26 protein-coding genes and 1 CRISPR repeat array are annotated in these 25,235 nt (G+C 55.6%); of the genes, 12 read left to right on the top strand and 14 right to left on the bottom strand.

Annotated features, from left to right (window positions below):
- Window positions 1–9 precede the first annotated feature (9 nt).
- The 8 genes from ACQG2G_RS06990 to nfsA form a co-directional block, all read right to left on the bottom strand.
- Window positions 10–483, bottom strand: coding sequence for a YbjO family protein (locus ACQG2G_RS06990; protein ID WP_020689898.1), 474 nt, complete (start codon window positions 481–483; stop codon window positions 10–12).
- Window positions 484–548: 65 nt separating this feature from the next.
- Window positions 549–1,394 (bottom strand): putrescine ABC transporter permease PotI, encoded by an 846-nt coding sequence (potI, locus tag ACQG2G_RS06985; RefSeq protein WP_013097369.1) that lies wholly within the window; start codon window positions 1,392–1,394, stop codon window positions 549–551.
- The gene (gene potH / locus ACQG2G_RS06980; RefSeq protein ID WP_020689896.1) at window positions 1,391–2,344 is read right to left on the bottom strand and encodes a putrescine ABC transporter permease PotH; all 954 of its coding nucleotides are present in this window, start codon (window positions 2,342–2,344) and stop codon (window positions 1,391–1,393) included. The genes potI and potH overlap by 4 nt, the downstream gene beginning before the upstream one ends.
- A gap of 10 nt (window positions 2,345–2,354) precedes the next feature.
- Window positions 2,355–3,488, bottom strand: coding sequence for a putrescine ABC transporter ATP-binding subunit PotG (gene potG, locus ACQG2G_RS06975; protein ID WP_013097371.1), 1,134 nt, complete (start codon window positions 3,486–3,488; stop codon window positions 2,355–2,357).
- 143 nt (window positions 3,489–3,631) lie between these two features.
- Window positions 3,632–4,744, bottom strand: coding sequence for a spermidine/putrescine ABC transporter substrate-binding protein PotF (gene potF, locus ACQG2G_RS06970; protein WP_013097372.1), 1,113 nt, complete (start codon window positions 4,742–4,744; stop codon window positions 3,632–3,634).
- A 351-nt stretch (window positions 4,745–5,095) separates the two neighbouring features.
- On the bottom strand, window positions 5,096–5,572 hold the full coding sequence (locus tag ACQG2G_RS06965; protein WP_003858385.1) for a YbjN domain-containing protein: 477 nt from the start codon (window positions 5,570–5,572) through the stop codon (window positions 5,096–5,098).
- A 63-nt stretch (window positions 5,573–5,635) separates the two neighbouring features.
- A complete protein-coding gene (gene rimK, locus ACQG2G_RS06960) occupies window positions 5,636–6,538 on the bottom strand; it encodes a 30S ribosomal protein S6--L-glutamate ligase (protein WP_013097373.1) in 903 nt (300 codons plus the stop codon).
- A 51-nt stretch (window positions 6,539–6,589) separates the two neighbouring features.
- The gene (gene nfsA, locus ACQG2G_RS06955) at window positions 6,590–7,312 is read right to left on the bottom strand and encodes a nitroreductase NfsA (RefSeq protein ID WP_013097374.1); all 723 of its coding nucleotides are present in this window, start codon (window positions 7,310–7,312) and stop codon (window positions 6,590–6,592) included.
- Window positions 7,313–7,496: 184 nt separating this feature from the next.
- On the opposite strand from nfsA, the gene ACQG2G_RS06950 reads away from it, so the two are divergent.
- Both ACQG2G_RS06950 and ACQG2G_RS06945 read left to right on the top strand, forming a co-directional pair.
- Window positions 7,497–7,766 (top strand): GrxA family glutaredoxin, encoded by a 270-nt coding sequence (locus tag ACQG2G_RS06950; protein ID WP_006809455.1) that lies wholly within the window; start codon window positions 7,497–7,499, stop codon window positions 7,764–7,766.
- Window positions 7,767–8,051: 285 nt separating this feature from the next.
- A CRISPR array of direct repeats spans window positions 8,052–8,440; the repeat unit is 28 nt; unit sequence TTTCTAAGCTGCCTGTACGGCAGTGCAC.
- A gap of 432 nt (window positions 8,441–8,872) precedes the next feature.
- Window positions 8,873–10,384, top strand: coding sequence for a hypothetical protein (locus ACQG2G_RS06945; protein ID WP_061771795.1), 1,512 nt, complete (start codon window positions 8,873–8,875; stop codon window positions 10,382–10,384).
- A gap of 27 nt (window positions 10,385–10,411) precedes the next feature.
- Here the strand turns inward: ACQG2G_RS06945 and ACQG2G_RS06940 are convergent, their stop codons facing one another.
- A complete protein-coding gene (locus ACQG2G_RS06940; protein ID WP_426769207.1) occupies window positions 10,412–10,795 on the bottom strand; it encodes an inner membrane protein YbjM in 384 nt (127 codons plus the stop codon).
- A 270-nt stretch (window positions 10,796–11,065) separates the two neighbouring features.
- On the opposite strand from ACQG2G_RS06940, the gene ACQG2G_RS06935 reads away from it, so the two are divergent.
- The 4 genes from ACQG2G_RS06935 to arsC all read left to right on the top strand — a co-directional run bounded on the left by ACQG2G_RS06935 (window position 11,066) and on the right by arsC (window position 15,095).
- Window positions 11,066–12,751: an aspartate:alanine antiporter gene (locus tag ACQG2G_RS06935; protein ID WP_014169303.1), complete on the top strand. Its 1,686-nt coding sequence runs from the start codon at window positions 11,066–11,068 to the stop codon at window positions 12,749–12,751.
- A 254-nt stretch (window positions 12,752–13,005) separates the two neighbouring features.
- Complete coding sequence (locus tag ACQG2G_RS06930; RefSeq protein WP_061771794.1) at window positions 13,006–13,326, top strand: metalloregulator ArsR/SmtB family transcription factor; 321 nt, start codon at window positions 13,006–13,008, stop codon at window positions 13,324–13,326.
- Window positions 13,327–13,361: 35 nt separating this feature from the next.
- Window positions 13,362–14,651: an arsenic transporter gene (locus ACQG2G_RS06925; RefSeq protein ID WP_061771793.1), complete on the top strand. Its 1,290-nt coding sequence runs from the start codon at window positions 13,362–13,364 to the stop codon at window positions 14,649–14,651.
- Between the two features lie 12 nt (window positions 14,652–14,663).
- Window positions 14,664–15,095: a glutaredoxin-dependent arsenate reductase gene (gene arsC, locus ACQG2G_RS06920; RefSeq protein WP_248078736.1), complete on the top strand. Its 432-nt coding sequence runs from the start codon at window positions 14,664–14,666 to the stop codon at window positions 15,093–15,095.
- A gap of 15 nt (window positions 15,096–15,110) precedes the next feature.
- Here arsC and ACQG2G_RS06915 read toward each other — a convergent pair whose 3' ends face one another.
- On the bottom strand, window positions 15,111–15,662 hold the full coding sequence (locus ACQG2G_RS06915; protein WP_014831216.1) for a TetR/AcrR family transcriptional regulator: 552 nt from the start codon (window positions 15,660–15,662) through the stop codon (window positions 15,111–15,113).
- Between the two features lie 82 nt (window positions 15,663–15,744).
- On the opposite strand from ACQG2G_RS06915, the gene ACQG2G_RS06910 reads away from it, so the two are divergent.
- Both ACQG2G_RS06910 and ACQG2G_RS06905 read left to right on the top strand, forming a co-directional pair.
- Window positions 15,745–16,959: an MFS transporter gene (locus ACQG2G_RS06910; protein WP_061772088.1), complete on the top strand. Its 1,215-nt coding sequence runs from the start codon at window positions 15,745–15,747 to the stop codon at window positions 16,957–16,959.
- Window positions 16,949–17,761, top strand: a complete 813-nt coding sequence (locus tag ACQG2G_RS06905) for a Cof-type HAD-IIB family hydrolase (protein ID WP_023620241.1) — start codon at window positions 16,949–16,951, stop codon at window positions 17,759–17,761. The genes ACQG2G_RS06910 and ACQG2G_RS06905 overlap by 11 nt, the downstream gene beginning before the upstream one ends.
- Window positions 17,762–17,819: 58 nt before the next feature.
- Here ACQG2G_RS06905 and ACQG2G_RS06900 read toward each other — a convergent pair whose 3' ends face one another.
- Window positions 17,820–19,052, bottom strand: a complete 1,233-nt coding sequence (locus ACQG2G_RS06900) for an MFS transporter (RefSeq protein ID WP_013097422.1) — start codon at window positions 19,050–19,052, stop codon at window positions 17,820–17,822.
- A gap of 167 nt (window positions 19,053–19,219) precedes the next feature.
- Here ACQG2G_RS06900 and ACQG2G_RS06895 point away from each other — a divergent pair, with 167 nt between their 5' ends.
- From ACQG2G_RS06895 to deoR, 3 genes are all read left to right on the top strand, one after another.
- The gene (locus tag ACQG2G_RS06895) at window positions 19,220–19,948 is read left to right on the top strand and encodes a phosphatase PAP2 family protein (RefSeq protein WP_029882876.1); all 729 of its coding nucleotides are present in this window, start codon (window positions 19,220–19,222) and stop codon (window positions 19,946–19,948) included.
- Window positions 19,949–19,955: 7 nt separating this feature from the next.
- Window positions 19,956–20,564 (top strand): undecaprenyl-diphosphate phosphatase, encoded by a 609-nt coding sequence (gene ybjG, locus ACQG2G_RS06890; RefSeq protein ID WP_020689884.1) that lies wholly within the window; start codon window positions 19,956–19,958, stop codon window positions 20,562–20,564.
- A gap of 67 nt (window positions 20,565–20,631) precedes the next feature.
- The gene (gene deoR, locus ACQG2G_RS06885; RefSeq protein WP_038418989.1) at window positions 20,632–21,390 is read left to right on the top strand and encodes a DNA-binding transcriptional repressor DeoR; all 759 of its coding nucleotides are present in this window, start codon (window positions 20,632–20,634) and stop codon (window positions 21,388–21,390) included.
- A 67-nt stretch (window positions 21,391–21,457) separates the two neighbouring features.
- Here the strand turns inward: deoR and dacC are convergent, their stop codons facing one another.
- Window positions 21,458–22,663, bottom strand: coding sequence for a serine-type D-Ala-D-Ala carboxypeptidase (gene dacC, locus ACQG2G_RS06880; protein ID WP_014831210.1), 1,206 nt, complete (start codon window positions 22,661–22,663; stop codon window positions 21,458–21,460).
- A gap of 241 nt (window positions 22,664–22,904) precedes the next feature.
- On the opposite strand from dacC, the gene ACQG2G_RS06875 reads away from it, so the two are divergent.
- Window positions 22,905–23,531 (top strand): glutathione S-transferase family protein, encoded by a 627-nt coding sequence (locus ACQG2G_RS06875; RefSeq protein ID WP_047024163.1) that lies wholly within the window; start codon window positions 22,905–22,907, stop codon window positions 23,529–23,531.
- Here the strand turns inward: ACQG2G_RS06875 and ACQG2G_RS06870 are convergent, their stop codons facing one another.
- Window positions 23,532–24,650 (bottom strand): PQQ-dependent sugar dehydrogenase, encoded by a 1,119-nt coding sequence (locus ACQG2G_RS06870; protein WP_040020711.1) that lies wholly within the window; start codon window positions 24,648–24,650, stop codon window positions 23,532–23,534.
- A 106-nt stretch (window positions 24,651–24,756) separates the two neighbouring features.
- Entirely contained in the window at window positions 24,757–25,140 is a 384-nt protein-coding gene (gene bssR, locus ACQG2G_RS06865; RefSeq protein WP_013097430.1) for a biofilm formation regulator BssR, read from the bottom strand.
- Window positions 25,141–25,235 lie beyond the last annotated feature (95 nt).

The following is a 25,235-nucleotide window of genomic DNA, read 5'->3' as shown; positions in this document are numbered from 1 at the left end:
TTATACACATTATTGCAGGCGGAAGAACCGCCGGCTTGAGGCTGGAGCAAAGAGCAGCAGGAGCACCAGCATATCGGGTAATTTCTGCATGACCAGCGCATGGAAGATCTCGCGTTTGGATCCACCGGCAATGCTGAACAGCTCCGGATAGCCATAGCCCAGCGAGGCGGCCCACAGATAGCTGGCGGCGGTCACCTGCGTCAGCAGATAGACCCAACGCGCCCAGTTGCGCCCTTTAACCAGCGAAAACGCGCAGTAGATTTCGATAAACACCAGCACAAGGCTGCTGAGGAATACCAGCGTGAGGTTCCAGGTTTGCACGCTGCGGTGAATGAACTCACCGATGCCGCGCGCCCCCAGGGTGTTGAGGATCATCAGTACATCAAGACAGCGGATCATAATAATAGCGAGCGCCGCCACCTGCACCAGCGCAGGAACGTTTGGACGAGCGTGCGTAAGACGTGATTTTTTTAATAATCCCAATGTTTTACTTCCCTGAAAAACAGTGCCGCGTCATGCGCGGCACATCACTGGAAATAATAATTCCTTCAGCCGCGTCTTGCACGCTGGATATCGCGCACGCGCTGCTTTTCCGCGCGCGCCATCAAATACCAGGCGATAAATCCGACAATTCCGACCACGCCGAGGATAATCGACGCCAGGGCGTTGATCTCCGGGTTCACCCCCATGCGCACGCTGGAGAAGACCAGCATTGGCAACGTCGTCGCCCCTGGCCCGGAGACAAAGCTGGCGATCACCAGATCGTCGAGCGACAGGGTAAAGGCCAGCAGCCAGCCGGAGATCACCGCCGGCATAATCATCGGCAGCGTAATGATGAAAAAGACCTTCACCGGCGTCGCACCGAGATCCATCGCCGCCTCTTCAATGGAGCGATCCAGCTCGCGCAGACGCGAGGAGATGACCACCGCCACGTACGCGGTACAGAAGGTCACATGCGCCAGCCAGATGGTGAGCATGCCGCGATCCGCCGGCCAGCCAATGGCATGCGCCAGCGCCACAAACAGCAGCAGCAGCGACAGGCCGGTGATCACGTCCGGCATCACCAGCGGCGCGGTGATCATAAAGGCAAAGCCGTTCGAGCCGCGAAAACGCCCGAAGCGCACCATCACCAGCGCGGCAATCGTGCCCAGCACGCAGGCCATCGTGGCCGCCAGCGCCGCGATGGTCAGGCTCAGCCCCACCGCGCTCATCATCGCATCGTCGTGGAACAGCTCGCTGTACCAGCGCGTCGACCAGCCAGCCCATACGGTGACCAGTTTGGAGCTGTTGAACGAGTAGATCACCAGCATCAGCATCGGCGCATACAGGAAGGTAAAGCCGATCACCAGGATCGCAATTCGCCACGGAGAGCGCACTACCGGTAAGTTGTTCATCCGTGGTCTCCCATCTGTTTCTGCTGATGCTTGTGGAACCACATGATCGGCACGATCAGTAGCAGCAACATCACGATCGCCACCGCGGAGGCCACCGGCCAGTCGCGGTTATTGAAGAACTCCTGCCACAACACGCGGCCAATCATGATGCTGTCCGGGCCGCCGAGCAGTTCCGGGATCACAAACTCCCCAACCGCCGGAATAAACACCAGCATCGACCCGGCGATAATCCCGCCTTTGGTCAGCGGCACAATCACGCTGAAGAAAGTCTTCAGCGGACGGGCGCCCAGATCCAGCGAGGCTTCCACCAGCGAGTAGTCGATACGCGTCAGCGCCGTATAGATCGGCAGCACCATAAACGGCAGGTAGGCGTACACAATCCCGATATAGACCGCGAGATTGGTGTGCAGAATAGTCAGCGGCTGATCGATAACCCCTAACCACATCAGGAAGTTATTCAGCACCCCGTTATTTTTCAGGATCCCCATCCACGCGTAGACGCGGATCAGGAACGAGGTCCACGACGGCAGGATCACCAGCAGCAGCAGAATATTGCGCGTCGAGGGCTTACTGTGCGCCACCGCCCATGCCAGCGGGTAGCCCATCAGCAGACAGCAGAGCGTGGAGATCGCCGCCACCTGCAGCGACTGCAGATAGGCTTCGACATAAAGCGGATCTTCCGTCAACTGAAGGAAGTTGCCAAGGTTAAGCGTCAGCGTCAGCTGTCCGTCTGCCCAGTCCAGCAGATTGGTGTAGGGCGGGATCGCCCGCGCCATTTCCGCCAGGCTTATCTTGAAAACGATCAGGAACGGCAGCATGAACAGCAGGATCAGCCACACGTAAGGCATGGCAATCACCAGCTTGCGGCCGTGGTTCATCTGCATGCGCGCCAGCCAGTGCGCAAAGCCGCCCGGTTTTTCGACGCGGGCTGGCGGTTCAAGTGTACTCATTGGCCGCTCCTTATACCGTCAGCACGACACAACTGTCCGCATCCCAGCACAGACGCACTTCGTCGCCCCAGGTCGGCAGTCCTTTACGGTAGCGATGTTCGTTTTGCAGCTGGGCGCTGAGCATCTGTCCGCTCTTCAGACGGACGTGGTAGATAGAGAGATCGCCCAGATAGGCAATGTGCACCACTTCGCCCACGGCAAAGTTAAAGCCATCGGCCGGAGGATCTTCACAGAGCATGATTTTCTCCGGTCGCAGGGCGATATAGACCGGCACGTTGTCTACCACGGAGTTATCCGGGTCGACCTTCAGCGGATGCTGCAGCCCCGGCGATTCGATGATCAGCCCGTCTTCTTCACGTGCTTTCAGCAGCCCTTCAAAAACATTCACCGAGCCGATGAACTCCGCGCTGTAGCGGGTAGTCGGGTGTTCATAAATCTCTTCCGGCTCGCCAATCTGCACGAACTTACCGCGGTTCATGATCGCGATACGCCCGGCCATGGTCATGGCCTCTTCCTGGTCGTGGGTGACCATCACGCAGGTCACGCCTACGCGTTCGAGGATATCCACCACTTCGAGCTGCATACGGTCGCGCAGTTTTTTATCCAGAGCACCCATCGGCTCATCAAGCAGCAGCAGTTTCGGGCGTTTCGCCAGGCTTCGGGCCAGTGCCACGCGCTGACGCTGACCACCAGAAAGCTGGTGCGGTTTACGCTTCGCGAACTCCTGCATGTGCACCAGACTCAGCATCTCCGCCACACGCGCGGTGATTTCGGCTTTTGGCAGCTTGTCCTGCTTCAGGCCAAACGCGATGTTCTGCTCCACCGTCATATGCGGGAACAGTGCGTAAGACTGGAACATCATGTTAATCGGACGCTGATACGGCGGTACGCTGGAGAGATCCACGCCATCCAGCACAATCTGCCCGGCGGTAGGTTGTTCAAACCCGGCCAGCATGCGCAGCAAGGTTGATTTACCGCAACCAGACGCCCCGAGAAGGGCAAATATTTCGCCTTTGTAGATAGTCAGGCTGACGTCGTCCACGGCATGCTGGCCATCGAAAGATTTGGTGAGGTTACGAATTTCAAGTAGCGGGGTCAGCGCTTTACGGACTTTCGCCTGCGGGCGGGGGATCGCGTCATTCACGGGGTGTTCTCCGGCATAGATCAAAACTGGTGCAAACGCACCGTCAGGGTGCGCATCGCCGGGCGGCGCGAACGCTTGCCCGGCCTACGGGTTGTGTCGGCCCGGTAAGCGATAGCGCCACCGGGCAACGTTACCAAACGCCGTTATTTCCCGCTTTTCACCTTGGTCCACGCACGGGTACGTACGCGGTCAATTTTTGGATCCTGAACTTTCAGGGTGAAGAGCTTGGCAAACACATCCGCTGGCGGATAGATAGCCGGATTATTACGGATCTCTTCGCTAATCAGTGGCAAGGAGGCCTTGTTACCGTTGGCGTAGTAGACATGGTCGCTGATATGGGCAATCACTTCCGGACGCATCAGGTAGTTAAGGAACTGATACGCTTCATCTTTGTTTTTCGCATCGGCAGGCATGGCGAAGACATCAAAGAAGGCCAGCGCCCCCTCTTTCGGAATGAAGTAGGAGACATTCACGCCGTTTTTCGCCTCTTTCGCGCGGTTAGCCGCCTGCCAGACGTCCCCTGCCCAGCCAATTGCCACGCAGATATCGCCGTTAGCCAGGTCGTTAATGTACTGTGAAGAGTGGAAGTAACGGATATTCGGACGCAGCTTCAGCAACAGATCGGTCGCCGGGCCGGTGTAGTCATCCGCCTTGTTGCTGTTCGGATCTTTGCCAAGATAGTTCAGCACGGTGGCGAAAATCTCTTCCGGGGCATCCAGGAAGGAGACGCCGCAGCTTTTCAGCTTCGCAAGGTTCTCCGGCTTCAGCACCACGTCCCAGCTGTCCAGCTTGACGTCCGGGCCCAGCGCCGCTTTGACTTTATCCACGTTGTAGCCAATACCGGTGGTCGCCCACAGATACGGCATGGCGTATTTGTTCTCCGGGTCATGCTTAGAGACCAGCTTCAGCACTTCCGGGTCGAGGTTTTTCCAGTTTGGTAACTTGCTCTTGTCCAGCGGCTGGAAAACGCCTGCGGTCAGCTGACGCTCCAGGAAACTTGCGGACGGTACCACCAGGTCAAAACCGGTGCTGCCTGCCATCAGTTTGCCTTCCAGCACTTCGTTGGAATCAAACACGTCGTAGACCACTTTAATGCCGGTCTCTTTTTCAAAATTAGCCACCGTGTCCGGGGCAATATAGTCAGACCAGTTATAAACATGCAGCGTTTTTTGTTCCGCAGCGAGCGTGCCGGCAGAGACGGCCATCAGAGCACCCGCAACCAGACCCGATAACCATTTTTTATTCAAGGCGATCATAGTGTTATTCCTTCTGAAAGCTCGTTAACAAACGAACTAAAACTGTGCAATCTGGATATATGCAAAAATCATGCATAGTTTGTCGCTCTGCTCAAAATAAAAAGAAACCTCTTTACCCGGCAGGATCCGCTCGCTTTTTTAAGCATCGCAAGAATAACTGTAGCCCGTGTCTCCGGCTATAGCCCAGACGAAAAAACGCCTTTTATCAATTTTTTATGCAGGTTATGTCTACGTGATAAGCCGAAATGGCCTTTGGGGAGGTGAAAAATTCTTTAAAGAAAGGTTAAAAGCAGCAGAATAAATGGCGTTATGCAGCCGCTCTGGCAGCGACTGCGCAAAAGTCAGACAGGCTTAGTGAAGAAAATTGGGAGATGCATCATTATTCTCTGCATCGTCTTCCGCGCTGTACAGCAGATGGTGTGCATTGGCTTCCATCATTACCATTGAAATTTGCTCTTCACTCAAACGCATAAACCAGGCGAACTGCTTGAAGGAGAGCCCCGCGCCGGAGAACAAAGACTGGCAAACGACCAGTTTTGGCAGATTATCATCCTGTATATCGAGGAATGCTTTCACCGTCAAAGAACTGGCGTTGATCGCAGAGAGGTCAGAGGCCAGCGCCAGCAGCGCAGACGGCTTAACTTCTGCCAGCGCAGAGAAGAGGATCACGTCGTTAATGAGATCGATTTTGGCATCAAAAATGCCGTCGAAATTCTGCATGTGAGGCAGATGCAGCGCCTGGCAGGAATCACATTCAAAGAAGGTGATACCGGCATCATCAAGCCATTGACGTAACGTATCCAGTGTTGGAACGACCTGTAAATCCATCGCGGTGGAGCCTCTTTAGTAAAAACTTCGCATAGGGTACTCAAAAAGTGCGCGGTAATCCATTTAACCACCCGTTTTAAGACAGTAGCCCGGCGTGGCATGACGCTCAATCCATGCAATCATTTTACCTGCAATATCGACACCGGTGGTTTTTTCTACCCCTTCCAGCCCGGGCGAGGCATTCACTTCCATCACCAGCGGCCCGCGCGTCGCCCGCAGAAGGTCTACGCCTGCCACGTCCAGCCCCAGCGTTTGCGCCGCTTTCACGGCAATCTCCCGCTCGCGCTCGCTGATATCAGCAACCCGCGCAACGCCGCCCCGGTGGAGGTTGGAGCGAAAATCGCCCTCTTTCGCCTGACGCTCAATGGCCGCCACCACCTCATTGCCCACCACGAAACAGCGGATATCGCGCCCTTTGGCCTCTTCGATGTACTCCTGCACCAGAATGTGCGCATTCAGGCCGCGGAAGGCGTCAATCACGCTCTCTGCTGCCTGTCGCGTCTCTGCCAGCACCACGCCAATACCCTGTGTGCCTTCCACCAGCTTGATGACCAGCGGCGCGCCGCCCACCATGTCGATCAGATCGCTGGTGTCGTCCGGGGAGTGAGCGATGCCGGTGACCGGAAGATCGATACCCTGGCGGGCGAGCAGCTGCAGCGAGCGCAGCTTATCCCGGGCACGGGAAATGGCGACAGATTCGTTGAGAGGATAGCTGCCCAGCATTTCAAACTGGCGCAGCGCGGCCGTACCGTAATAGGTGATCTGCGAGCCGATGCGGGGGATCACCGCATCAAAATGCGGTAGCTTGCGGCCTTTGTAATGGATCGAGGAAGCAGCAGGGTCAATGTTCATATAGCAGGACATCGGATCGAGGATCTCAATCTGATGTCCGCGTTTTGCCGCCGCTTCTCGCAGGCGTTTGCATGAATAGAGCGTTCCATCCCGGGACAAAATGGCAATTTTCACCCTGCACCTCTCTAAAGACATGGGAAAAGCCTGCGTATCATACCGAATGGACTAGCGCGTCGCCCAGCCCTGTTTGTGCAGATAATCGAGAATAAACGGGCGATTTTCTTTAATGATGGTACGGCGGATGTGGTCGCTCCAGGTATCGCGGCGGTTATTGCTGCCGCGCGTCATGTAGTAGTGCGCCAGCTCTTCATCGTATTGATTCAGAACATCCTGGTCGACCGGCTGGTAGTGGTTTTCATGGACCAGCATCGCCGCAGGCAGGCGCGGCTTGAGATCCGGGTTGTCAGCCGGCCAGCCGAGGCAGAGACCGAACAGGGGCAGGACGTGCTTCGGCAGCTTCAGCAGTTCGGTTACGCTTTCAATATTGTTACGCAGCCCGCCGATATACACGCCGCCTAATCCCAGCGATTCCGCCGCCGTAAAGGCGTTTTGCGCCATCAGTGCGGTATCGACCACGCCCAGCAGCAGCTGTTCTGCCAGCCCCAGCTCGGCTTCAGGGCAAATTTGCAGGTGACGGTTAAAGTCAGCGCAGAATACCCAGAACTCGGCGGCCTGGGCTACATGCTTCTGCCCGCCCGTGAGCGTCACCAGCTGCTCGCGCATGGCCTTGTCGGTAATACGAATAATCGAGCTGCACTGCAGAAAGCTGGAGCTCGAGGTGGCTCTGGCGCTGTCGATGATGGCCTCACGCTGCGCCTCGGTAATGGGCTCATCGGTGAAGTGGCGGATAGAACGGTGGGAACGGAGCAGGTCAATTGTTGGCGTCATCGTCTCTCTCTTTGTCTTGCTTAATACGTGTGGCAGCCAGTATAGGCAATGATGCGCGGCATGTAATTGGCGAAACATAGCTCAAGGGTATTAAAGCGACAGGCGAAACCTACTTTAATGACGGCAGGTTATCGTGCACTATACGTGTCATTCGCCGTCAGGCTTGTTTTTTGAGGAGAGAGAAATGTTTGCAGTAATTTTTGGTCGTCCAGGATGCCCTTACTGTGTGCGCGCAAAAGAGCTGGCTGAAAAACTGACTGAAGAGCGTGATGACTTTAACTTCCGCTATGTGGATATCCACGCAGAAGGCATCACCAAAGCCGATCTGGAAAAAACCGTGGGTAAACCGGTTGAAACCGTACCGCAGATCTTCCTCGATCAGAAACACATTGGCGGCTGCACCGATTTTGAAGCTTACGCTAAAGAACATCTGGGACTGTTTGCCGCTCAGTAATCACTAAGCAAACCCCACGCCCTGACGTGGGGTTTTATCTATTTGCCAGTCATTGCTTTTTTACTTCATTCAATAGAATTGAACCATATGATGCATGGATTAGCCTGTTAATCCAGTGCGCGTCTTGCGTTTTGCCCTACGATAAATAATGTAATTCCTTGATATTAATGCCGATTGTAGGCCGGGTAAGCGCAGCGCCACCCGGCATTGTTGACGGCCAGGTGGTTGTAAATCTCCCTGAACGGCAGTAAAAATGTCGCTGCTCCCGGAACTGTTGGTTAATTCTTTTTGAGCTGCCAGTACGGCAGTGCACGCAATCTGCTTTGCAGACGGTTGGTTTGAATGTTTCTAAGCTGCCTGTGCGGCAGTGCACTTGAGTTGCACCAGACGCCGGACTACGAAGCCTTTCTAAGCTGCCTGTACGGCGGTGCACAAGCCAAATGAGCACGTCACGGCGTACTGTGACTTTCTAAGCTACCTGTACGGTAGTGCACGGCAGTAGGTCGCCTACCAATCCCGACATTCATTTCTAAGCTGCCTGTACGGCAGTGCACGATGGACGACATGCTTTCTGAGGTCGCGGCCCTTTCTAAGCTGCCTGTACGGCAGTGCACACATTGCGCAGGCTATCTGGACAGCTGCCGCATTTCTAAGCTGCCTGTACGGCAGTGCACTGAAAGCAAACATCGCTATCGTATTGTCATAAAAGAAAATAATCAATTCTGATGCCTTTAACCCTTTTTTCAACTCATTCAGTTCATTCTTAATAAATCAACAACTTACAAAGCCTTCCGTAAAAAGGGTTTTGACGCAGTTCGTCAGGACAGACCTTTCAATACCCCCTTGCGTATTTCTTCACAAATGATCTTTACGATGAAGTCCGGGCTCCCCACCTCAACCTGTTACGCAGACAACTCAAAAATAAATATATAAAAATCAATATATTAAAAATTTCTTATTTTCTCTGGCGAAGCCGGGCGATCTGATTATACTTTCTGAACGAACTCAAAATACTGTATATATATACAGCTAAATTGTGTTCCGGGCAGGACGTCGCCTGACGCTGGGCAACGTCCGTTATGCAGGTTACCCCGTGGAGATACACCATGAACCCTGTCGTGAATATTTACCTCGCCGCCCCTAAAGCCGCTATCACACACTTCGACTCTTCTCAATCCGACTCGCTGCCGTTTCCGGTTCCGTCGGGTGAAAGTACAGTGCATGCGTCGTTACCGCTCACGCCTGCTCTGCCGCAGGCGGTCAATGGTCCCATTAACATCATGACCCTCGCCTCTCCCTCACCCGATTATATGTGGGGAGTTACCTGGACCGGCATTACCTATATCAGTACCAGCGGTAATGCCTTTACACCCGTAGCACGCCTGCCCGTTCCGGGACTGACTCAGTTTCCCATAGACCTGCTGGTGACACTGCTCACCCAACCTCTGGATTCACCTGGCGTGATCGAAGGCATCACTTCTCAACTCTCACCGGTTACCCCTTCCGGGGGAATTAACAGTGCCTATTGCCTTGTGGATAACACTAATACCTTGTTCGCTAACTACGGCACAAAAGTCTATGCCGTTGGGTTGAACGTTCCTGATTTACCGTTATTGGGGATAGGCATTAAACGCACGCTGGATACCTCGGCATTTATTCCGGAAGGACAGGCCATCACAGGTCTCGTGTTGACCTATGACGGGAATCTGGTTGTGCTGGGCACGCGGTCCATTTCGGTCGTTTCGCGCACCTTCTCTGGCCCGGTGCATACCCTGACGCTGGGCGCTGATGAGTATGTTTCGAACTCGGCGGCGGTAGATGAACACGGCGGTATTTATGTCGTCTCGGATAAGCTGATGCATAAAGTCGTCTGGACAGGCAGCACGCTCTCTGCCGATCCGGCCGATGGCGCATGGGTAAGTTCTTATCCCACCGGTGATACCTACCCGACCATCTTCGGCTCGGGTTCAGGGGCTACGCCGACATTAATGGGGTTCGGCAGCGATGCCGATAAGCTGGTGGTGATCACCGACGGTAAGAAGCGAATGAGTCTGGTGGCTTTCTGGCGCGATGCGATCCCTACCGGGTTCAGCGAGCGCATTGCGGGGATCATCCCGGTAACCTGCGGTCTGCCGCTGAGCACTGAATACATCCAGAGCGATCAGTCCGTGGCGATTCAGGACTACGGTGCCTTTGTGGTCAATAACGTGGGCGCAGGCACCGGTACGGGAGTCGCCCTTACCGACGCGCTAGCGCGCGGCCCGATCCTTGATTCTCCTCAGGGCGTTGAGCGCTTTGCCTGGGATCCCGTCAGTCACAGCTGGAGCTCAACCTGGAGCCGGGCTGATATCTGCTCCAACACCATGATCCCGGCCATCAGTTCTGCGAGTAATACGGTTTATACCAGCGGTTACTATCGCAATAACGGCGGATGGAAGGTGGTAGGTATGGACTGGAATACCGGGCAAACCGTGCACAGTACCGTATTTAACGACAATATCTGCGGCAACGGTATTTACGCGCAGATGGAGTTTATGCCGGATGGCGATCTCCTGATGAATAGCATCCTGGGGCCAATGAGGGTGCAATTGCCCGGCGGAACCGTGCTGCCGTTATGAGGACGCAATGAGGGCGCAACGGCGTCCTCATTCTTTTTTATTATGTAACCGTTGATGCCGTATCAGAGTGCGAAGAAACAGGAAAAACAGCGCACCGAGCGCGCACCAGAATACGCCGCTCAGCAGCCAGGCCAGCTCCTGCCAGAGGCTTCGCGTGGACACGAAAAGCAACCGCATCAGCACCAGACACAGCGGTGCCGCCAGCATTGCCCCTAACAGCGGCTTAACAACCTCGCCTTCGCGGGAGAGAAAACTCGCGGCCACGCCGGGCAGAATGAAAAAGAGCAGTCCCAGTTCCGGATGCCCGGAGGCTCTGAATGCCCCCTTAACATTAAACGCTAATGACATACAGACAACGGTGAACAGTAAGAAACAGCTTATCGCTCCTGCCCATTTTCCTTTATTGTTCAAATTATCCTCCTGACTTCTCTATCAAATAAAGTTTCGTCGCGTGGACACCCGATCGGATAAAGTTATGCGGCAATCCTTGCCAAAACCCGCATACGGTTATGCGATAATGAGTAGCCGTTGGTAGCTAATGCGATTAAACTATCCAGCTGCTATTGTCTTAGGGAATTTTTTTGGCCGCAGGGAGTGTAGAAGTATTCCCTGGCACTGAAAACAGTAGCCCAAAATGTCCTTTCATTCAACAACTTACTGGTAAACAAGAAGTTAGCCTCCGTGAATATAAACGTCGCAGACTTGTTAAATGGGAATTACATCCTGTTATTATTTGTGGTACTGGCGCTGGGCCTTTGCCTGGGTAAATTGCGCCTGGGTTCAGTACAACTTGGTAATTCCATTGGCGTTTTAGTCGTCTCCTTATTATTAGGTCAGCAGCATTTCAGCATTAACACAGACGCGCTTAACTTAGGTTTTATGCTGTTTATTTTTTGTGTTGGTGTGGAAGCGGGTCCTAACTTTTTTTCCATTTTCTTCCGCGACGGCAAAAATTATCTGATGCTGGCGCTGGTGATGGTCGGCAGTGCGCTGCTGATCGCGTTAGGGCTGGGTAAACTGTTTGGCTGGGATATCGGGTTAACGGCCGGTATGCTGGCAGGCTCCATGACCTCGACGCCGGTTCTGGTGGGTGCAGGCGATACCCTGCGCCATTCCGGTATGGCCGGGGCACAGCTTTCTACCGCACTCGATCACCTGAGCCTGGGCTATGCCCTGACCTATCTGATTGGTCTGGTGAGCCTGATTGTAGGCGCACGCTATCTGCCGAAACTGCAGCATCAGGATCTGCAGACCAGCGCCCAGCAAATCGCCCGCGAGCGCGGTCTGGACACGGACTCCAAACGAAAAGTTTATCTTCCGGTGATCCGCGCTTATCGCGTCGGGCCAGAGCTGGTCGCCTGGGCGGACGGTAAAAATCTGCGCGAGCTGGGGATTTACCGCCAGACGGGTTGCTATATCGAACGTATCCGCCGTAACGGCATCCTGGCGAACCCGGACGGCGACGCGGTACTGCAGATGGGCGACGACATCGCCCTGGTGGGTTACCCGGATGCCCACGCGCGGCTGGACCCAAGCTTCCGTAACGGTAAAGAGGTATTCGACCGCGACCTGCTCGACATGCGTATCGTCACCGAAGAGATTGTGGTGAAAAACCACAACGCCGTCGGCCGTCGTCTGGCGCAACTGAAGCTGACCGACCACGGATGCTTCCTGAACCGCGTGATCCGCAGCCAGATTGAGATGCCTATCGACGATAATGTCGTCCTGAATAAAGGTGACGTGTTGCAGGTCAGCGGCGACGCACGCCGCGTAAAAACCGTCGCCGACCGCATCGGCTTTATCTCCATTCACAGCCAGGTCACCGACCTGTTGGCCTTCTGCGCCTTCTTTATTGTTGGCCTGATGATTGGGATGATCACTTTCCAGTTCAGCAACTTTAGCTTTGGCATCGGTAACGCCGCCGGGCTGCTGTTTGCCGGGATCATGCTGGGCTTCCTGCGAGCAAACCACCCAACCTTCGGCTACATTCCGCAGGGCGCGCTGAACATGGTGAAAGAGTTCGGTCTGATGGTCTTTATGGCGGGTGTCGGCTTAAGCGCCGGGAGCGGCATTGGCCACAGCCTGGGCGCCGTCGGCTGGCAAATGTTAGTTTCCGGACTTATCGTCAGCCTGGTGCCGGTGGTGATCTGTTTCCTGTTCGGCGCCTACGTGCTGCGCATGAACCGCGCCCTGCTTTTTGGGGCGATGATGGGTGCGCGTACCTGTGCGCCAGCCATGGAAATCATCAGCGATACCGCCCGCAGCAACATCCCGGCGCTGGGTTATGCGGGCACCTACGCTATCGCTAACGTACTGCTTACGCTGGCAGGTACGCTCATCATCATCATCTGGCCTGGACTCGGATAACTCTTAACTTTGCGCGTAACGAAAAAATTTTCGTTACGCGCAGAACTTTTTTATCAGGGGGCAGTCATAACTAGTGCCACTGCTTTTCTTTGATGTCCCCAATTTGTGGAGCCCATCAACCCCGCCGTTTTGGTTCAAGGTTGATGGGTTTTTTGTTGCCTGAAATTCTCTGCTCCATCATCCCCCTCTTCCCTCCCCCACCTCAAACATATATGATTAAACAAATATGTATCAACTATCCGCAGGGTTCAACCATGCTCCACCCGCTCCAGCTTTTCAAAACCCTCTCCGACGAAACGCGGCTCTCCATCGTCATGCTTCTGCGTGAAGCCGGTGAGCTATGCGTCTGCGATCTCTGTTCCGCAACCACGGAGTTACAGCCGAAAGTCTCGCGCCATATGGCCTTACTTCGCGAATCCGGGCTGGTTATCGACCGTCGTGAGGGGAAGTGGGTCTATTACCGTTTGTCTCCGAACATGCCTGCGTGGGCAGCTAGCGTCATCGATAACAGCTGGAACTGCCTGCGGGATGAAACGCGTGCAAGGCTAAAGAACAGCCTGCCAGGGTCGTGTTAAACACATTCATGAAAACAGATATAACGGAGTAAACGATGTTTCTGGCAGGGGCAATTTTTCTGTTGACGCTGATACTGGTCATCTGGCAGCCCAAAGGGCTCAGTATCGGCTGGAGCGCGACGATTGGCGCCGTGCTGGCGCTGGCCAGCGGCGTGATCCACCTTAACGATATTCCGGTGGTGTGGAATATCGTCTGGAATGCCACGGCGGCGTTTATCGCCGTTATTATCATCAGCCTGCTGCTGGATGAGTCCGGCTTTTTCGAGTGGGCGGCGCTGCATGTCGCCCGCTGGGGAAACGGTCGGGGGCGTTTGCTCTTTACTTATATCGTGCTGCTGGGTGCGGCCGTTGCGGCGCTGTTTGCCAATGACGGTGCAGCGTTGATCCTGACACCTATCGTCATCGCCATGCTGCTGGCGCTGGGGTTCAGCAAGCAGGCCACGCTGGCGTTTGTGATGGCGGCAGGTTTTATCGCCGATACCGCCAGCCTGCCGCTGATTGTCTCGAACCTGGTTAACATTGTGTCGGCAGACTTCTTTAAGCTGGGGTTCAGCGAATACGCCTCGGTGATGATCCCGGTTGATATCGCCGCGATTGCTGCCACGCTGGTAATGCTGCATCTGTTCTTTCGCAAGGAAATTCCACCGGAATATGATCTTGCGAAACTCCGGGAGCCCGCCCGGGCCATTCACGATCTCCCGACCTTCAGAACAGGCTGGATAGTGCTACTGCTTCTTCTCGTCGGCTTCTTTGTGCTTGAGCCTCTCGGCATTCCGGTCAGTGCCATTGCAACAGCTGGCGCGCTGATTTTATTCGCCGTTGCAAAACGCGGACACGCGATTAATACCGGAAAAGTGCTGCGCGGCGCACCGTGGCAGATCGTCATCTTCTCACTGGGGATGTATCTGGTGGTCTACGGTTTGCGTAACGCCGGGTTAACCGAATACCTTTCAGGCGTACTGAATGTGCTGTCCACCCACGGTTTATGGGTAACTACCCTCGGAACCGGGTTCATCACCGCCTTCCTGTCATCCATAATGAACAATATGCCCACGGTGCTGATTGGCGCGCTCTCTATTGATGGCAGCACAGCAACAGGATTGATTAAAGATGCGATGATTTACGCCAACGTGATTGGCTGCGATCTGGGGCCAAAAATCACGCCTATCGGTAGTCTCGCCACCCTGCTCTGGCTCCACGTGCTGGCGCAAAAAAACATGACCATTACCTGGGGCTACTATTTCCGGACGGGCATCATCATGACGCTGCCGGTTCTGTTTGTGACGCTCGCCGCGCTGGCGTTACGTCTCTCCTTCACACTGTAATGAGCCACTGATATGACCAACATCACCATTTACCACAACCCCGCCTGCGGCACCTCGCGCAACACGCTGGAGATGATCCGCAACAGCGGCACCGAGCCAGAGATCATTCTCTATCTGGAAAATCCGCCGTCACGCGATGAACTGATCAAACTGATTGCCGACATGGGCATTTCGGTGCGGGCGCTGCTGCGTACAAACGTGGAGCCCTATGAGCAACTGGGCCTGGCAGAAGATACATTCACTGACGACCAGCTTATCGGTTTTATGCTGCAACACCCGATCCTGATTAACCGTCCGATTGTGGTGACGCCGCTGGGCACCCGCCTGTGCCGCCCGTCTGAAGTGGTCCTCGATATTCTGCCGGCTGCGCAGAAAGGGGCATTTACGAAAGAGGACGGTGAAGCCGTCGTGGATGCCAGCGGGAAAAAAATCACTCAGAAATAGAGGCGGGCCTGCAGGCTAGCGGTCCCCCTCGCCTGCAATCCTTCCCACCATCGCCCGGATCTCCTCGCGCGTTAGCGGCGCTCTGTCGGTGACAAAGTGTAGCGTCATTCCTTCGATAAAGGCGTCCAGCGCGCGGGTAGTGACCGGGTCAAACCACTGTTCAAGCGTCGTCTGGCTCATCTGCATCCAGTCCTGCATTACCGTTTTCAGCGCCGCGCTGCGGTGCATAAAAGTGTAGAGCTGGTACATCAGCGCCATGTTGTGCGGCGTCGTCACCTGCGAGCTGTGGATCAGCGTGGTGATAGATTCACACGCCATCTCCGGGCTGGTTACCCCCGCGAAGAAATCACGGTACTGCTGCGACATCTGCCGGGTAAACCACGTGAACGCCTCTTCCAGCAGCGACTCCATGCCGTCGAAATAGTAGGTCATCGACCCCAGCGGAACCCCGGCACAGCTGGCGATTTTACGGTGCGTGACGGCATGGATACCGTGCTCAGCAATGGTGTCCAGCGTCGCCTGCAGGATCTTCTCCCGGCGATGCGGGTCGTTTGGTGGTCTGCTCATACATGCCTCATCTGATTTGTGTACAAATGTACACAAACTTGCTAGTGTTGTCGCTATTGTTGTGCTTCTGGTGCTTATCTCAATGACTCTGACCTCATCCCGTAAGGCCCTGCGGTTGCGCATGTGGGCGCTTTTCATGTTCTTCTTTATTCCGGGTCTGCTGATGGCGTCCTGGGCCACGCGTACCCCGGCAATCCGCGATATTTTGTCGGTCTCCACCGCTGAGATGGGCATTGTGCTGTTTGGCCTGTCGATAGGCTCAATGAGCGGTATTCTCTGCTCGGCGTGGCTGGTGAAGCGCTTTGGTACCCGGGCGGTGATCCGCACCACCATGTGCTGCGCAATACTGGGGATGCTGGTGCTCAGCGTGGCGCTGTGGTATGCCTCGCCGGTCATGTTTGCCCTGGGTCTGCTGATCTTTGGCGGCAGCTTTGGCGCGGCGGAAGTGGCCATTAACGTTGAAGGGGCTGCGGTCGAGCGCGAGATGAATAAAACCGTGCTGCCAATGATGCATGGCTTTTACAGCCTTGGCACGCTGGCCGGTGCGGGCGTGGGCATGGCGCTGACGGCCTCCGGCGTAAGCGCGAATCTGCATATCCTGCTGGCCGCGCTGATCTCTGTTGTGCCGGTGCTGACCGGTATCCGCGCCATTCCGGACGGCACGGGCAAAAACACCGCTGATGAACACAAAACGGCGGAAAAAGGGCTGCCGTTCTACCGTGATTTCCAGCTGATGCTGATCGGCGTGGTGGTGCTGGCGATGGCGTTTGCCGAAGGCTCCGCCAACGACTGGCTGCCGCTGCTGATGGTGGACGGCCACGGGTTTAGCCCGACCTCTGGCTCGCTGATCTACGCCGGGTTTACGCTGGGGATGACCGTCGGACGCTTTACCGGCGGCTGGTTTATTGACCGCTACAGCCGCGTGGCGGTGGTGCGTGCCAGCGCCCTGCTCGGCGGGCTGGGCATTGCGATGATCATATTCGTGGATGTGGACTGGATTGCCGGCGTATCGGTGATCCTCTGGGGCCTGGGTGCCTCACTTGGCTTCCCGTTGACCATCTCCGCCGCCAGCGATACCGGCCCGGACGCCCCGACGCGCGTCAGCGTGGTGGCGACCACAGGCTATCTGGCCTTCCTGGTCGGGCCGCCGCTGCTGGGCTTCCTTGGTGAGCACTACGGGCTGCGCAGCGCCATGCTGGTGGTATTAGGGTTGGTCATGATTGCGGCGCTGGTGGCGCGCGCCGTGGCGAAGCCGGAAAAAGATCAAACGACACTGGAGAAGGGATATGAGCGTTAAACTGATTGCAGTCGACATGGATGGCACCTTCCTGAGCGACGCGAAAACCTACAATCGCGAACGTTTTCTGGCGCAGTATGCGCGTATGAAGGAGCAAGGTATTCGCTTTGTGGTGGCCAGCGGTAACCAGTATTACCAGCTGATATCCTTCTTCCCGGAGATTGCGCATGAGATTGCGTTTGTCGCCGAAAACGGCGGCTGGGTGGTCAGCGCCGGAGAAGATGTTTTTAACGGTGAACTGTCGAAAACGCACTTCGACACCGTTGCTGCCGTGCTAAACGACGTTCCCGGCATTGAGATTATCGCCTGCGGCAAAGGCAGTGCCTATACGCTCAAAGCCTATGACGATGAGTTCAAAGCTATCGCCGCGAAGTACTATCATCGCCTCGAAATGGTAAGTGATTTCGACAACCTGAACGATATTTTCTTCAAGTTCGGACTCAACGTTTCTGATGATGAAATCCCGCGCATACAGGCCATGCTGCACGAAAAACTCAACGACATTATGGTGCCCGTCACGACCGGCCATGGAAGTATCGATCTGATTATCCCGGGCGTGCATAAAGCCAACGGCCTGCGGATCCTTCAACAGCGCTGGGGCATTGACGACAGCGAGGTGGTGGCTTTCGGTGACAGCGGGAACGATGTGGAGATGCTGCGCCAGTCAGGCTTCAGCTTTGCGATGGCGAATGCCAGACCGCATATTAAGGCAGCGGCGCGGTTTGAAGCGCCGCATAATAACGAGGAAGGCGTACTGGATGTGATTGATAAGGTGCTCAACAGAGAAGCACCGTTTAATTGATTCCGTGCGCTCTGGTGCCCTCACCCTGCCCCTCTCCCACCGGGAGAGGGAATAAGAATTATGGCTGCAGGGCGTTCCCGACGCGTTTGTCTTTCAGGAACATCACCATCAGGATAACCCACAGCACGCCGTTGGCGAGGTTAAACAGGCTGAACAGACCGTTGCCGCCGAGCGCATAAGCGTGTTTACTCACCTCGATCCCGACGGTAAAAATCAGCATCTGCAGCATCCCCATCGCCGCCGAAACGGTGCCTTTGCTCATCTCGCTGGCAAACAGCGTCAGACGCACCAGCCCGGCATTCGCCACGCCAATACCGAAGGCGTAAATACTCAACCCCGCCGTCATCCACAGATAGGCATGAGATGATACCACCGTCGCCACCGCGGCCACGGTAAGGCCCGCCGCAATCGGCCAGCCGCCCATGATGATGAGCGAGCGCACCGTGCGTCGTGATGTCAGACGCGCCAGCACCAGGTTACCGATAATCAGTGCGCCAAAAATCGGCACCTGCAGCAGCCCGTACTCGTAGCTACTGAGCTGTTCACCGCTGATGATAATGACCGGTGATTGGGCGATCCACGCCAGCAGCGGCAGGCTAACAAAGCCCGTCGCCAGCGCGCCTGCCACAAAGCGGCCGTTTTTCAGCACCGCTTTATAATCCCGTCCCAGCTCTTTCAGCGACAGCGTCTCACCCAGTCGGGTGGCCGTTTCCGGCATTGCGCGGTGCAGGCCGAAGAATGCGATGGCGGCCAGCACGGCAAACAGGACAAACATGCCTTCCCACGGTGCCACATGCACCCACGCGGCGCCCACCAGCGGCCCCAGCAACGGAGCAATCAGCGCCACGTTCGCCATCAGCGCGGTGATTTTGATACACACCGCCTCCTCAAAGGACTCCTGAATAGCGGCATACCCCACGGCACCGATAAAGCACAGGCTTACCCCCTGCAGGAACCGCAGCAGGGTGAACTGTTCAATGTTTTGCGCCAGCAGCGTGGCGAGACAGGTCACGATAAACCACACCACGCCCGTCAGCATCACCGGACGGCGGCCAATACGATCCGACAGCGGCCCTAACAGCCACTGTAAAAACATGCCGCCAGCCAGATAGGCGGTCATAGAGGTCGGCACCCATTCAATACCTGCGTTGTATTGCGCCACCACGGCCAGCATGCCGGGCTGGATCATATCGTTGCCGATATAGGTAGAGAACTCGTAAAGCACCAGACACAGAGGGAAAAGTAACGCCTGACGACCCAGACGCGTACCCGAAGAAGAACGGTTTAACATGCAATCTCTTTATGATGAAAAAATCGCGATGAGTGTAATGAATTGCCGCTGTCTGAGATAGCAAATTATCCAGAAGAAACAGAAATAAAGCATTTATCGTCGTTGTTTAAGGTTTCCTTAAGTTGACACCAATATGATAGCCATATTTCACGCTGCCAACCAACTCTATGACCCGCATATCCCCTCGTTCAGAATTGTCTAAGTTACAGACAAATAAGACAAAACAACTTTACCGCCTGCCTGTGCGCTTTTATGGTTATCAGCTTTTAGTGCTGATCGCCCTTGCCGTGGTGTTTACCTGGCTTTCTCGTGGCGAAACGCTTGATAAATGGATCACTGGCTTTTGGTATGACGCGGCAACACACCGTTTCCCGCTGCAGAAAAACCCGCTGCTGGATCTGCTGAACCACCGGCTGGCGAAGTACATCGCCATTGCCATGGCGGTGGGTGCGTTGTTTTACGGTGCCTGGAAGCGCAATGCGAGACTGGTCACTGCCGCGCTGCTGATGGGGCTTGGCACGCTGGTGGTTGGCGTGTTGAAAAGCCTGAGCCATCACAGCTGCCCGTGGGATCTGGTGGAGTATGGCGGTAAGGCCGTCTCTTACCCCCTGTTCAGTTCCGCTCCGGCAGACAGCGGTCCTGGCCGCTGCTTCCCCGGCGGCCATGCGTCCAGCGGCTTTATGGTGATGGGTCTGTTCTTTGCCTTCTGGCGCGAGCGTCCGCGTCTCGCCTGGAGCTTTGTGGCCTTCGGCGTGGTGTTAGGTCTGGCGATGGGCTTTGGTCAGGTCATGCGCGGGGCGCATTTTTTCTCTCACAACCTGTGGGCTGGGTGGTGGGTCTGGTTTTCCCAGGTAGCGGTCTACGGCCTCGTTTCTGCCTGGTTTGCTAAAGAGTAAAAACGCTATGTTAGAGAATCTGAATTACCAGCTGTTTTATCTGATCAACGCCACACCGGCCTCGCCTGAGTGGATGATCGATCTGGCCACTTTCCTGGCAAAAGATCTGATCAGTATTGTGCCTGTGCTGGCGGCTATCCTCTGGCTGTGGGGACCGCGCAGCCAGGTCAACGCGCAGCGTCAGCTGGTGATCAAAGTGGCGATGACGCTCGGGGTCAGCGTGCTGGTCAGCTATGTTCTGGGTCTCGCCTTCCCGCACGATCGTCCTTTTGTCGAACATGTCGGCTATACCTTCCTGCACCACGCGCCGGATGACTCGTTCCCAAGCGATCACGGTACGGTGATCTTTGCTTTTGCGCTGGCCTTCCTGTTCTGGCATCGCCTGTGGTCAGGTGCGCTGCTGATGGCCATTGCGGTCGCCATTGCCTGGTCTCGCGTGTATCTGGGCGTACACTGGCCGCTGGATATGGTAGGCGGCTTCCTGGTGGGGCTGATCGGCTGCGTCAGTGCGGCGATCCTGTGGAACCTCTTCGGGCTGGCGCTGTATCGCGGACTCTCGTCTCTCTATCGCACCCTTTTCGCTATCCCGATCCGCAAAGGCTGGATACGTGACTAACCCCGGTATGACAGGTTACACTTGAGCCCCCGCCCTGCGGGGGCTCACTTTTTCATCCTGAGGATCTATGGAAACACGCCGCGATGACCGCATAGCTCAGTTGATACAGGCGCTGAAGCGCAGTGATAAGCTTCATCTTAAGGAAGCCGCGACCCTCCTCGGCGTTTCAGAGATGACCATTCGCCGTGACCTGAACAGCGAGAGCGCGCCCGTCGTGCTGCTGGGCGGCTATATTGTGCTGGAGCCACGTAGCGCCAGTCATTATCTGATCAGCGATCAAAAGACGCGCCTGGTTGAAGAGAAACGCAAAGCCGCCCGTCTGGCGGCCTCTCTGGTACAACCGCACCAGACACTGTTTTTTGACTGCGGCACCACCACGCCGTGGATAATCGAAGCCATCGACAGCAGCATCCCCTTTACCGCCGTGTGCTACTCGCTGAACACCTTCCTGGCCCTTCAGGAGAAACCCGAGTGCCGGGTGATCCTCTGCGGCGGTGAGTTCCACGCCAGCAACGCCATTTTTAAGCCGCTCAATCTTCAGGACACGCTCAGCAATTTGTGCCCGGATATCGCGTTTTACTCCGCGGCGGGCGTGAGTACCCGTCAGGGGGCGACCTGTTTTAACCTGGAAGAGCTACCGGTAAAACACTGGGCGTTAAGCGCCGCGCAGTACCATGTGCTGGTGGTGGATCACAGCAAGTTCGGCAAGGTGCGTCCGGCACGGATGGGCGAGCTGGCACAGTTCAATGCCATCATCAGCGATTGCCGCCCGGATGAAGAATACGTGACCTACGCGAAGGCGCAGCAGGTGAAGTTAATGTATTGAGAGGGGTGCGGTCTGATGCCCTCACCCCGGCCCTCTCCCACCGGGAGAGGGTGAAAAGCTGGAAGACTTAACTAAACCAGCTGCCAAACCAGCTATGGAATTTCATCATCACGAAGTCCCACATCCGGCTGAAGAAGCCGCCCTCTTCGACCGCTTCCATCACAATCAGCGGACGCTGTTCAATCGACTTACCGTTTAACTGGAAATCAATCGTCCCGACCACCTGGCCTTTTTTCAGCGGCGCGGTGAGCTGCGGATCGGTCAGGGTATAGCTCGCTTTCAGGTTTTTCAGCTGACCACGTGGAATGGTCACCGACCCGGCTTCACCGGCCCCCAGGTTCACTTCACTCTTGTCACCAAACCAGACGCGCTGGCTGACGAACGTGGCATCCGGTTTAATCGGCGTCACGGTTTCAAAGAAGCGGAAGCCCCAGGTCAGCAGTTTTTCTGACTCGTTAAAACGAATACGGTCGGTTTTGGTGCCCAACACCACCGAGATCAGACGCATGTCACCCTGGGTCGCGGAGGCCACCAGGTTATAACCCGCCCCGGCCGTGGTGCCGGTTTTCATCCCGTCAACGTTGACGTTGCTGCTCCACAGCAGACGGTTGCGGTTCGGCTGGCGGATTTTATTAAAGGTAAACTCTTTCTCTTTGTGGATGGCATATTCGTCCGGCACATCGTGGATGAGCGCCTTGCCGAGCAGCGCCATATCGCGCGCGGTACTGAACTGGCCCGGCGCATCCAGACCGTGGACGGTTTTAAAGGTGGTGTTGGTCAGACCCAGCTTTTGCGCATAGCCGTTCATCAGGCCAATAAACGAGTCCTGGCTTCCCGCAACATAATCTGCCAGGGCGATACAGGCATCGTTGCCGGACTGGATAATCACCCCTTTATTCAGATCGGAAACGGAAACCTGATCGCCAGGTTTCAGGAACATTACCGATGACCCGCGCAGCGCCGGGTTGCCGGTCGCCCAGGCGTCCTTCCCGATGGTGACCATATCGTCGAGCTTGATCTTACCCGCCTTCAACGCCTGGCCAACCACGTAGCTGGTCATGATTTTGGTCAGGCTGGCCGGGTCGAGTTTCTCATCCGCATTGCCTTCCGCCAGCACTTTACCGCTGGAGTAATCCATCAGGATCCAGGCACGCGCATCTACCGGCGGCGCTTCGGGCGCAGCCTGCTCAGCCGCATAGAGAGTTGGTGCAAACAGGAAAAGGAGCGCGGAGCCTGCCGCCAGGCTGCGCAGAGAAGTCATTTTTCGCGTCATAAATGCCACCCGAGTGTCCATTCAAAAATTACGTCACATCACCGTGTCGCAAGAAGCGATGAGTAATAGCGCACTAAAACGGTTAATGAAACCCAACGAGGGTAAAGTTATTAAAGTTTATGCAATAACATTCAGATACGCTTTGATTAAGGCGATTTTTTTCTCTTCTGTTGCGTAATTGTTAGGTTTATCTCACCATGGCGAAAAGCTGACTCGGATTCACATCTTATCGGGAGTAATTATGATTACGCTGTGGGGAAGGAATAATTCGACCAACGTCAAAAAAGTGCTCTGGACGCTGGAGGAGCTGGATTTACCGTTTAACCAGATAATGGCGGGTTTGCAGTATGGGGTTAATAAAGACGCCGACTACCTGGCGATGAACCCGAACGGCCTGGTGCCGCTGCTGCGCGATGATGAGACGGACGCCACGCTGTGGGAATCCAACACCATTGTCCGCTACCTGGCCGCCCAGTATGGACAAGGCCGTCTGTGGGTAGAAAATCCGGCCCGCCGCGCGCAGGGGGAAAAATGGATGGACTGGGCCAACCAGACGCTCTCCCCCACGCACCGCGTGATCCTGATGGGGCTGGTCAGAACCCCCGAAGCCGAGCGCGACTATCCCGCCATTCATGCGGCGCAGGACGCCTGTGAAAATCTGTTTGCGATGATGGACGATGAGCTGGCGAATCACGCCTGGTTCTCGGGTGCCGACTTCGGCGTGGGCGACATTGCCGTTGCGCCATTTGTCTGGAACCTGACCAACCTCGGTCTGACGTGGACGCCGCGCCCTCACCTGGCGCGCTGGCTTAAACAGCTGAGCGAACGCCCGGCCTACCGTAACGTGGTGATGATTCCGGTAAGCTGATCACCTCCCGGACGGGCTGACTTTCAGCAACTGCCCGTCCGTTTCATCGGTCAGAACATACAGATAGCCGTCCGGACCGACGCGCACATCGCGGATGCGCTGTTTCCGGTCGCCCAGGATCCGTCCGTCCTCGGTCACCGTGTTGCCGTTCACACTCAGCACGATCACATCCTTCTCTTTCAGCGCCCCGATAAACAGCTTGTTTTTCCACTGCGGGAATACGTCACTGTTATAAAACGCCATTCCGCTCACGGCGGGCGAGACTTTCCAGACAAACAGCGGTTTTTCGGTTCCTTCAACGTGTTCACCTTTCGCCTCAGGAATTTTTAATCCGCTGTAGTTGATACCGTGGGTCGCCAGCGGCCAGCCATAGTTTTTCCCTTTCTCCGGGATGTTGATCTCATCCCCGCCACGCGGGCCGTGTTCGTTAAGCCACAGCGTGTCGCTCCACGGGTTCATCGCCATCCCTTGCGGGTTACGAATGCCATAAGACCAGATTTCCGGCCGCGCACCGGCGGTGTTCACAAAGGGGTTATCCGGCGGGACTTTGCCATCCTCCGTCAGGCGCACCACTTTCCCCTGGAGTTTATCCAGATCCTGCGCCGTCGGGCGCTGGTTGTTTTCACCCAGCGCAATAAACAGATAGCCTTTGCCATCAAATACCAGCCTTCCGCCAAAGTGGTGACCGGTGGAGAGTTTCGGCATCTGACGGAACACCACCTGGAACGCCTCAAGGCGGGAAAGATCGTCGCTTAAGCGCCCGTAACCCACTGCCGTTCCGGCTTTGCCGTCAGCACCTGCCTCGGCGTAGCTCAGCCAGACGCGGCGCGAGGTGGCAAAATCCGGCGCCAGCACCACGTCCAGCAGTCCTCCCTGTCCGTTGTCCCAGACTTTGGGCACCCCTGTTATCGGGTCTGACAGCCCTTTCCCGGCCTGCCAGTGTTTCAACTGGCCGCCCTTCAACGTCACGAGCAGCCCTTTGTTATCCGGCAGGAATGCCAGCGACCAGGGGTGTTCGAGTTTGTTCTGCAATACCTCAACCTTAACCGCATCAGGCGCAGCAAGGAGCGAAAACGGAAATAACAACGCAGGCAGGAAAATCAGCGAGGATCGGTGCATAACGCGCTCCTTTATCGGCATATGGCATAAAGATTAGCCACTACGTCCAGGCACGTTATCACTTTTACAAAAGCTTAATCAGAAGGGGGAGTTGCCTCCCCCGGAATCAGTGCTGTTCAAGCTTCGCGTGCTCGTTCAGACACATGATGCATAGAGAGAGCGTTGTCAGGCAGTTTTCAAGCTTCTCCGCGTTTACAGCGATAAAAGTCGGGCAGTCATGGCGTCCGTTCATCAGACAAACCCCGGCAATGGAGAGCACCTCGGCGGCGCGGCGCAGCGCTATACATTCGCTTTCGGCGTATTCCGCTTTCAGGATGGGTGCTTTTTCACGCATGAAATTGCAAAGTTCAAAGAAATTATCACGCAGATGTTCGCTTTCGCTGACTGACATATACCCTTTCGCCTTCCTCAGCTGCAGATATGCGGCAAGGTCGATTCGGGCGTTGATCAGCTTGTTCAGCAGATCGCGTTTCAGTCTGTCAACGGACATGCTCATTCCTCCTCTGTCAGCCCTGTGCACAGTCAGAATAAGGTTATTTTTTGTACAGTTTAATGCCTGAGATCAATTATTCTTAACTGATTAAC

Origin of the sequence: Enterobacter cloacae complex sp. 382A5 (genome assembly GCF_050031095.1) — a bacterium.
Classification (GTDB): Bacteria; Pseudomonadota; Gammaproteobacteria; order Enterobacterales; family Enterobacteriaceae; genus Enterobacter; species Enterobacter cloacae.
This window is presented reverse-complemented; position numbering and strand designations above follow the sequence as displayed.

Excerpts from the sequence above, each read along its gene's own strand:
- potI (WP_013097369.1), bottom strand. The coding sequence starts at position 1,394 with ATGAACAACTTACCGGTAGTGCGCTCTCCGTGGCGAATTGCGATCCTG.
- potH (WP_020689896.1), bottom strand. The coding sequence starts at position 2,344 with ATGAGTACACTTGAACCGCCAGCCCGCGTCGAAAAACCGGGCGGCTTT.
- potF (WP_013097372.1), bottom strand. The coding sequence starts at position 4,744 with ATGATCGCCTTGAATAAAAAATGGTTATCGGGTCTGGTTGCGGGTGCT.
- ACQG2G_RS06965 (WP_003858385.1), bottom strand. The coding sequence starts at position 5,572 with ATGGATTTACAGGTCGTTCCAACACTGGATACGTTACGTCAATGGCTT.
- nfsA (WP_013097374.1), bottom strand. The coding sequence starts at position 7,312 with ATGACGCCAACAATTGACCTGCTCCGTTCCCACCGTTCTATCCGCCAC.
- ACQG2G_RS06950 (WP_006809455.1), top strand. The coding sequence starts at position 7,497 with ATGTTTGCAGTAATTTTTGGTCGTCCAGGATGCCCTTACTGTGTGCGC.
- ACQG2G_RS06945 (WP_061771795.1), top strand. The coding sequence starts at position 8,873 with ATGAACCCTGTCGTGAATATTTACCTCGCCGCCCCTAAAGCCGCTATC.
- ACQG2G_RS06930 (WP_061771794.1), top strand. The coding sequence starts at position 13,006 with ATGCTCCACCCGCTCCAGCTTTTCAAAACCCTCTCCGACGAAACGCGG.
- ACQG2G_RS06925 (WP_061771793.1), top strand. The coding sequence starts at position 13,362 with ATGTTTCTGGCAGGGGCAATTTTTCTGTTGACGCTGATACTGGTCATC.
- arsC (WP_248078736.1), top strand. The coding sequence starts at position 14,664 with ATGACCAACATCACCATTTACCACAACCCCGCCTGCGGCACCTCGCGC.
- ACQG2G_RS06915 (WP_014831216.1), bottom strand. The coding sequence starts at position 15,662 with ATGAGCAGACCACCAAACGACCCGCATCGCCGGGAGAAGATCCTGCAG.
- ACQG2G_RS06910 (WP_061772088.1), top strand. The coding sequence starts at position 15,745 with ATGACTCTGACCTCATCCCGTAAGGCCCTGCGGTTGCGCATGTGGGCG.
- ACQG2G_RS06905 (WP_023620241.1), top strand. The coding sequence starts at position 16,949 with ATGAGCGTTAAACTGATTGCAGTCGACATGGATGGCACCTTCCTGAGC.
- ACQG2G_RS06900 (WP_013097422.1), bottom strand. The coding sequence starts at position 19,052 with ATGTTAAACCGTTCTTCTTCGGGTACGCGTCTGGGTCGTCAGGCGTTA.
- ACQG2G_RS06895 (WP_029882876.1), top strand. The coding sequence starts at position 19,220 with ATGACCCGCATATCCCCTCGTTCAGAATTGTCTAAGTTACAGACAAAT.
- ybjG (WP_020689884.1), top strand. The coding sequence starts at position 19,956 with ATGTTAGAGAATCTGAATTACCAGCTGTTTTATCTGATCAACGCCACA.
- deoR (WP_038418989.1), top strand. The coding sequence starts at position 20,632 with ATGGAAACACGCCGCGATGACCGCATAGCTCAGTTGATACAGGCGCTG.
- dacC (WP_014831210.1), bottom strand. The coding sequence starts at position 22,663 with ATGACGCGAAAAATGACTTCTCTGCGCAGCCTGGCGGCAGGCTCCGCG.
- ACQG2G_RS06875 (WP_047024163.1), top strand. The coding sequence starts at position 22,905 with ATGATTACGCTGTGGGGAAGGAATAATTCGACCAACGTCAAAAAAGTG.
- ACQG2G_RS06870 (WP_040020711.1), bottom strand. The coding sequence starts at position 24,650 with ATGCACCGATCCTCGCTGATTTTCCTGCCTGCGTTGTTATTTCCGTTT.
- bssR (WP_013097430.1), bottom strand. The coding sequence starts at position 25,140 with ATGTCCGTTGACAGACTGAAACGCGATCTGCTGAACAAGCTGATCAAC.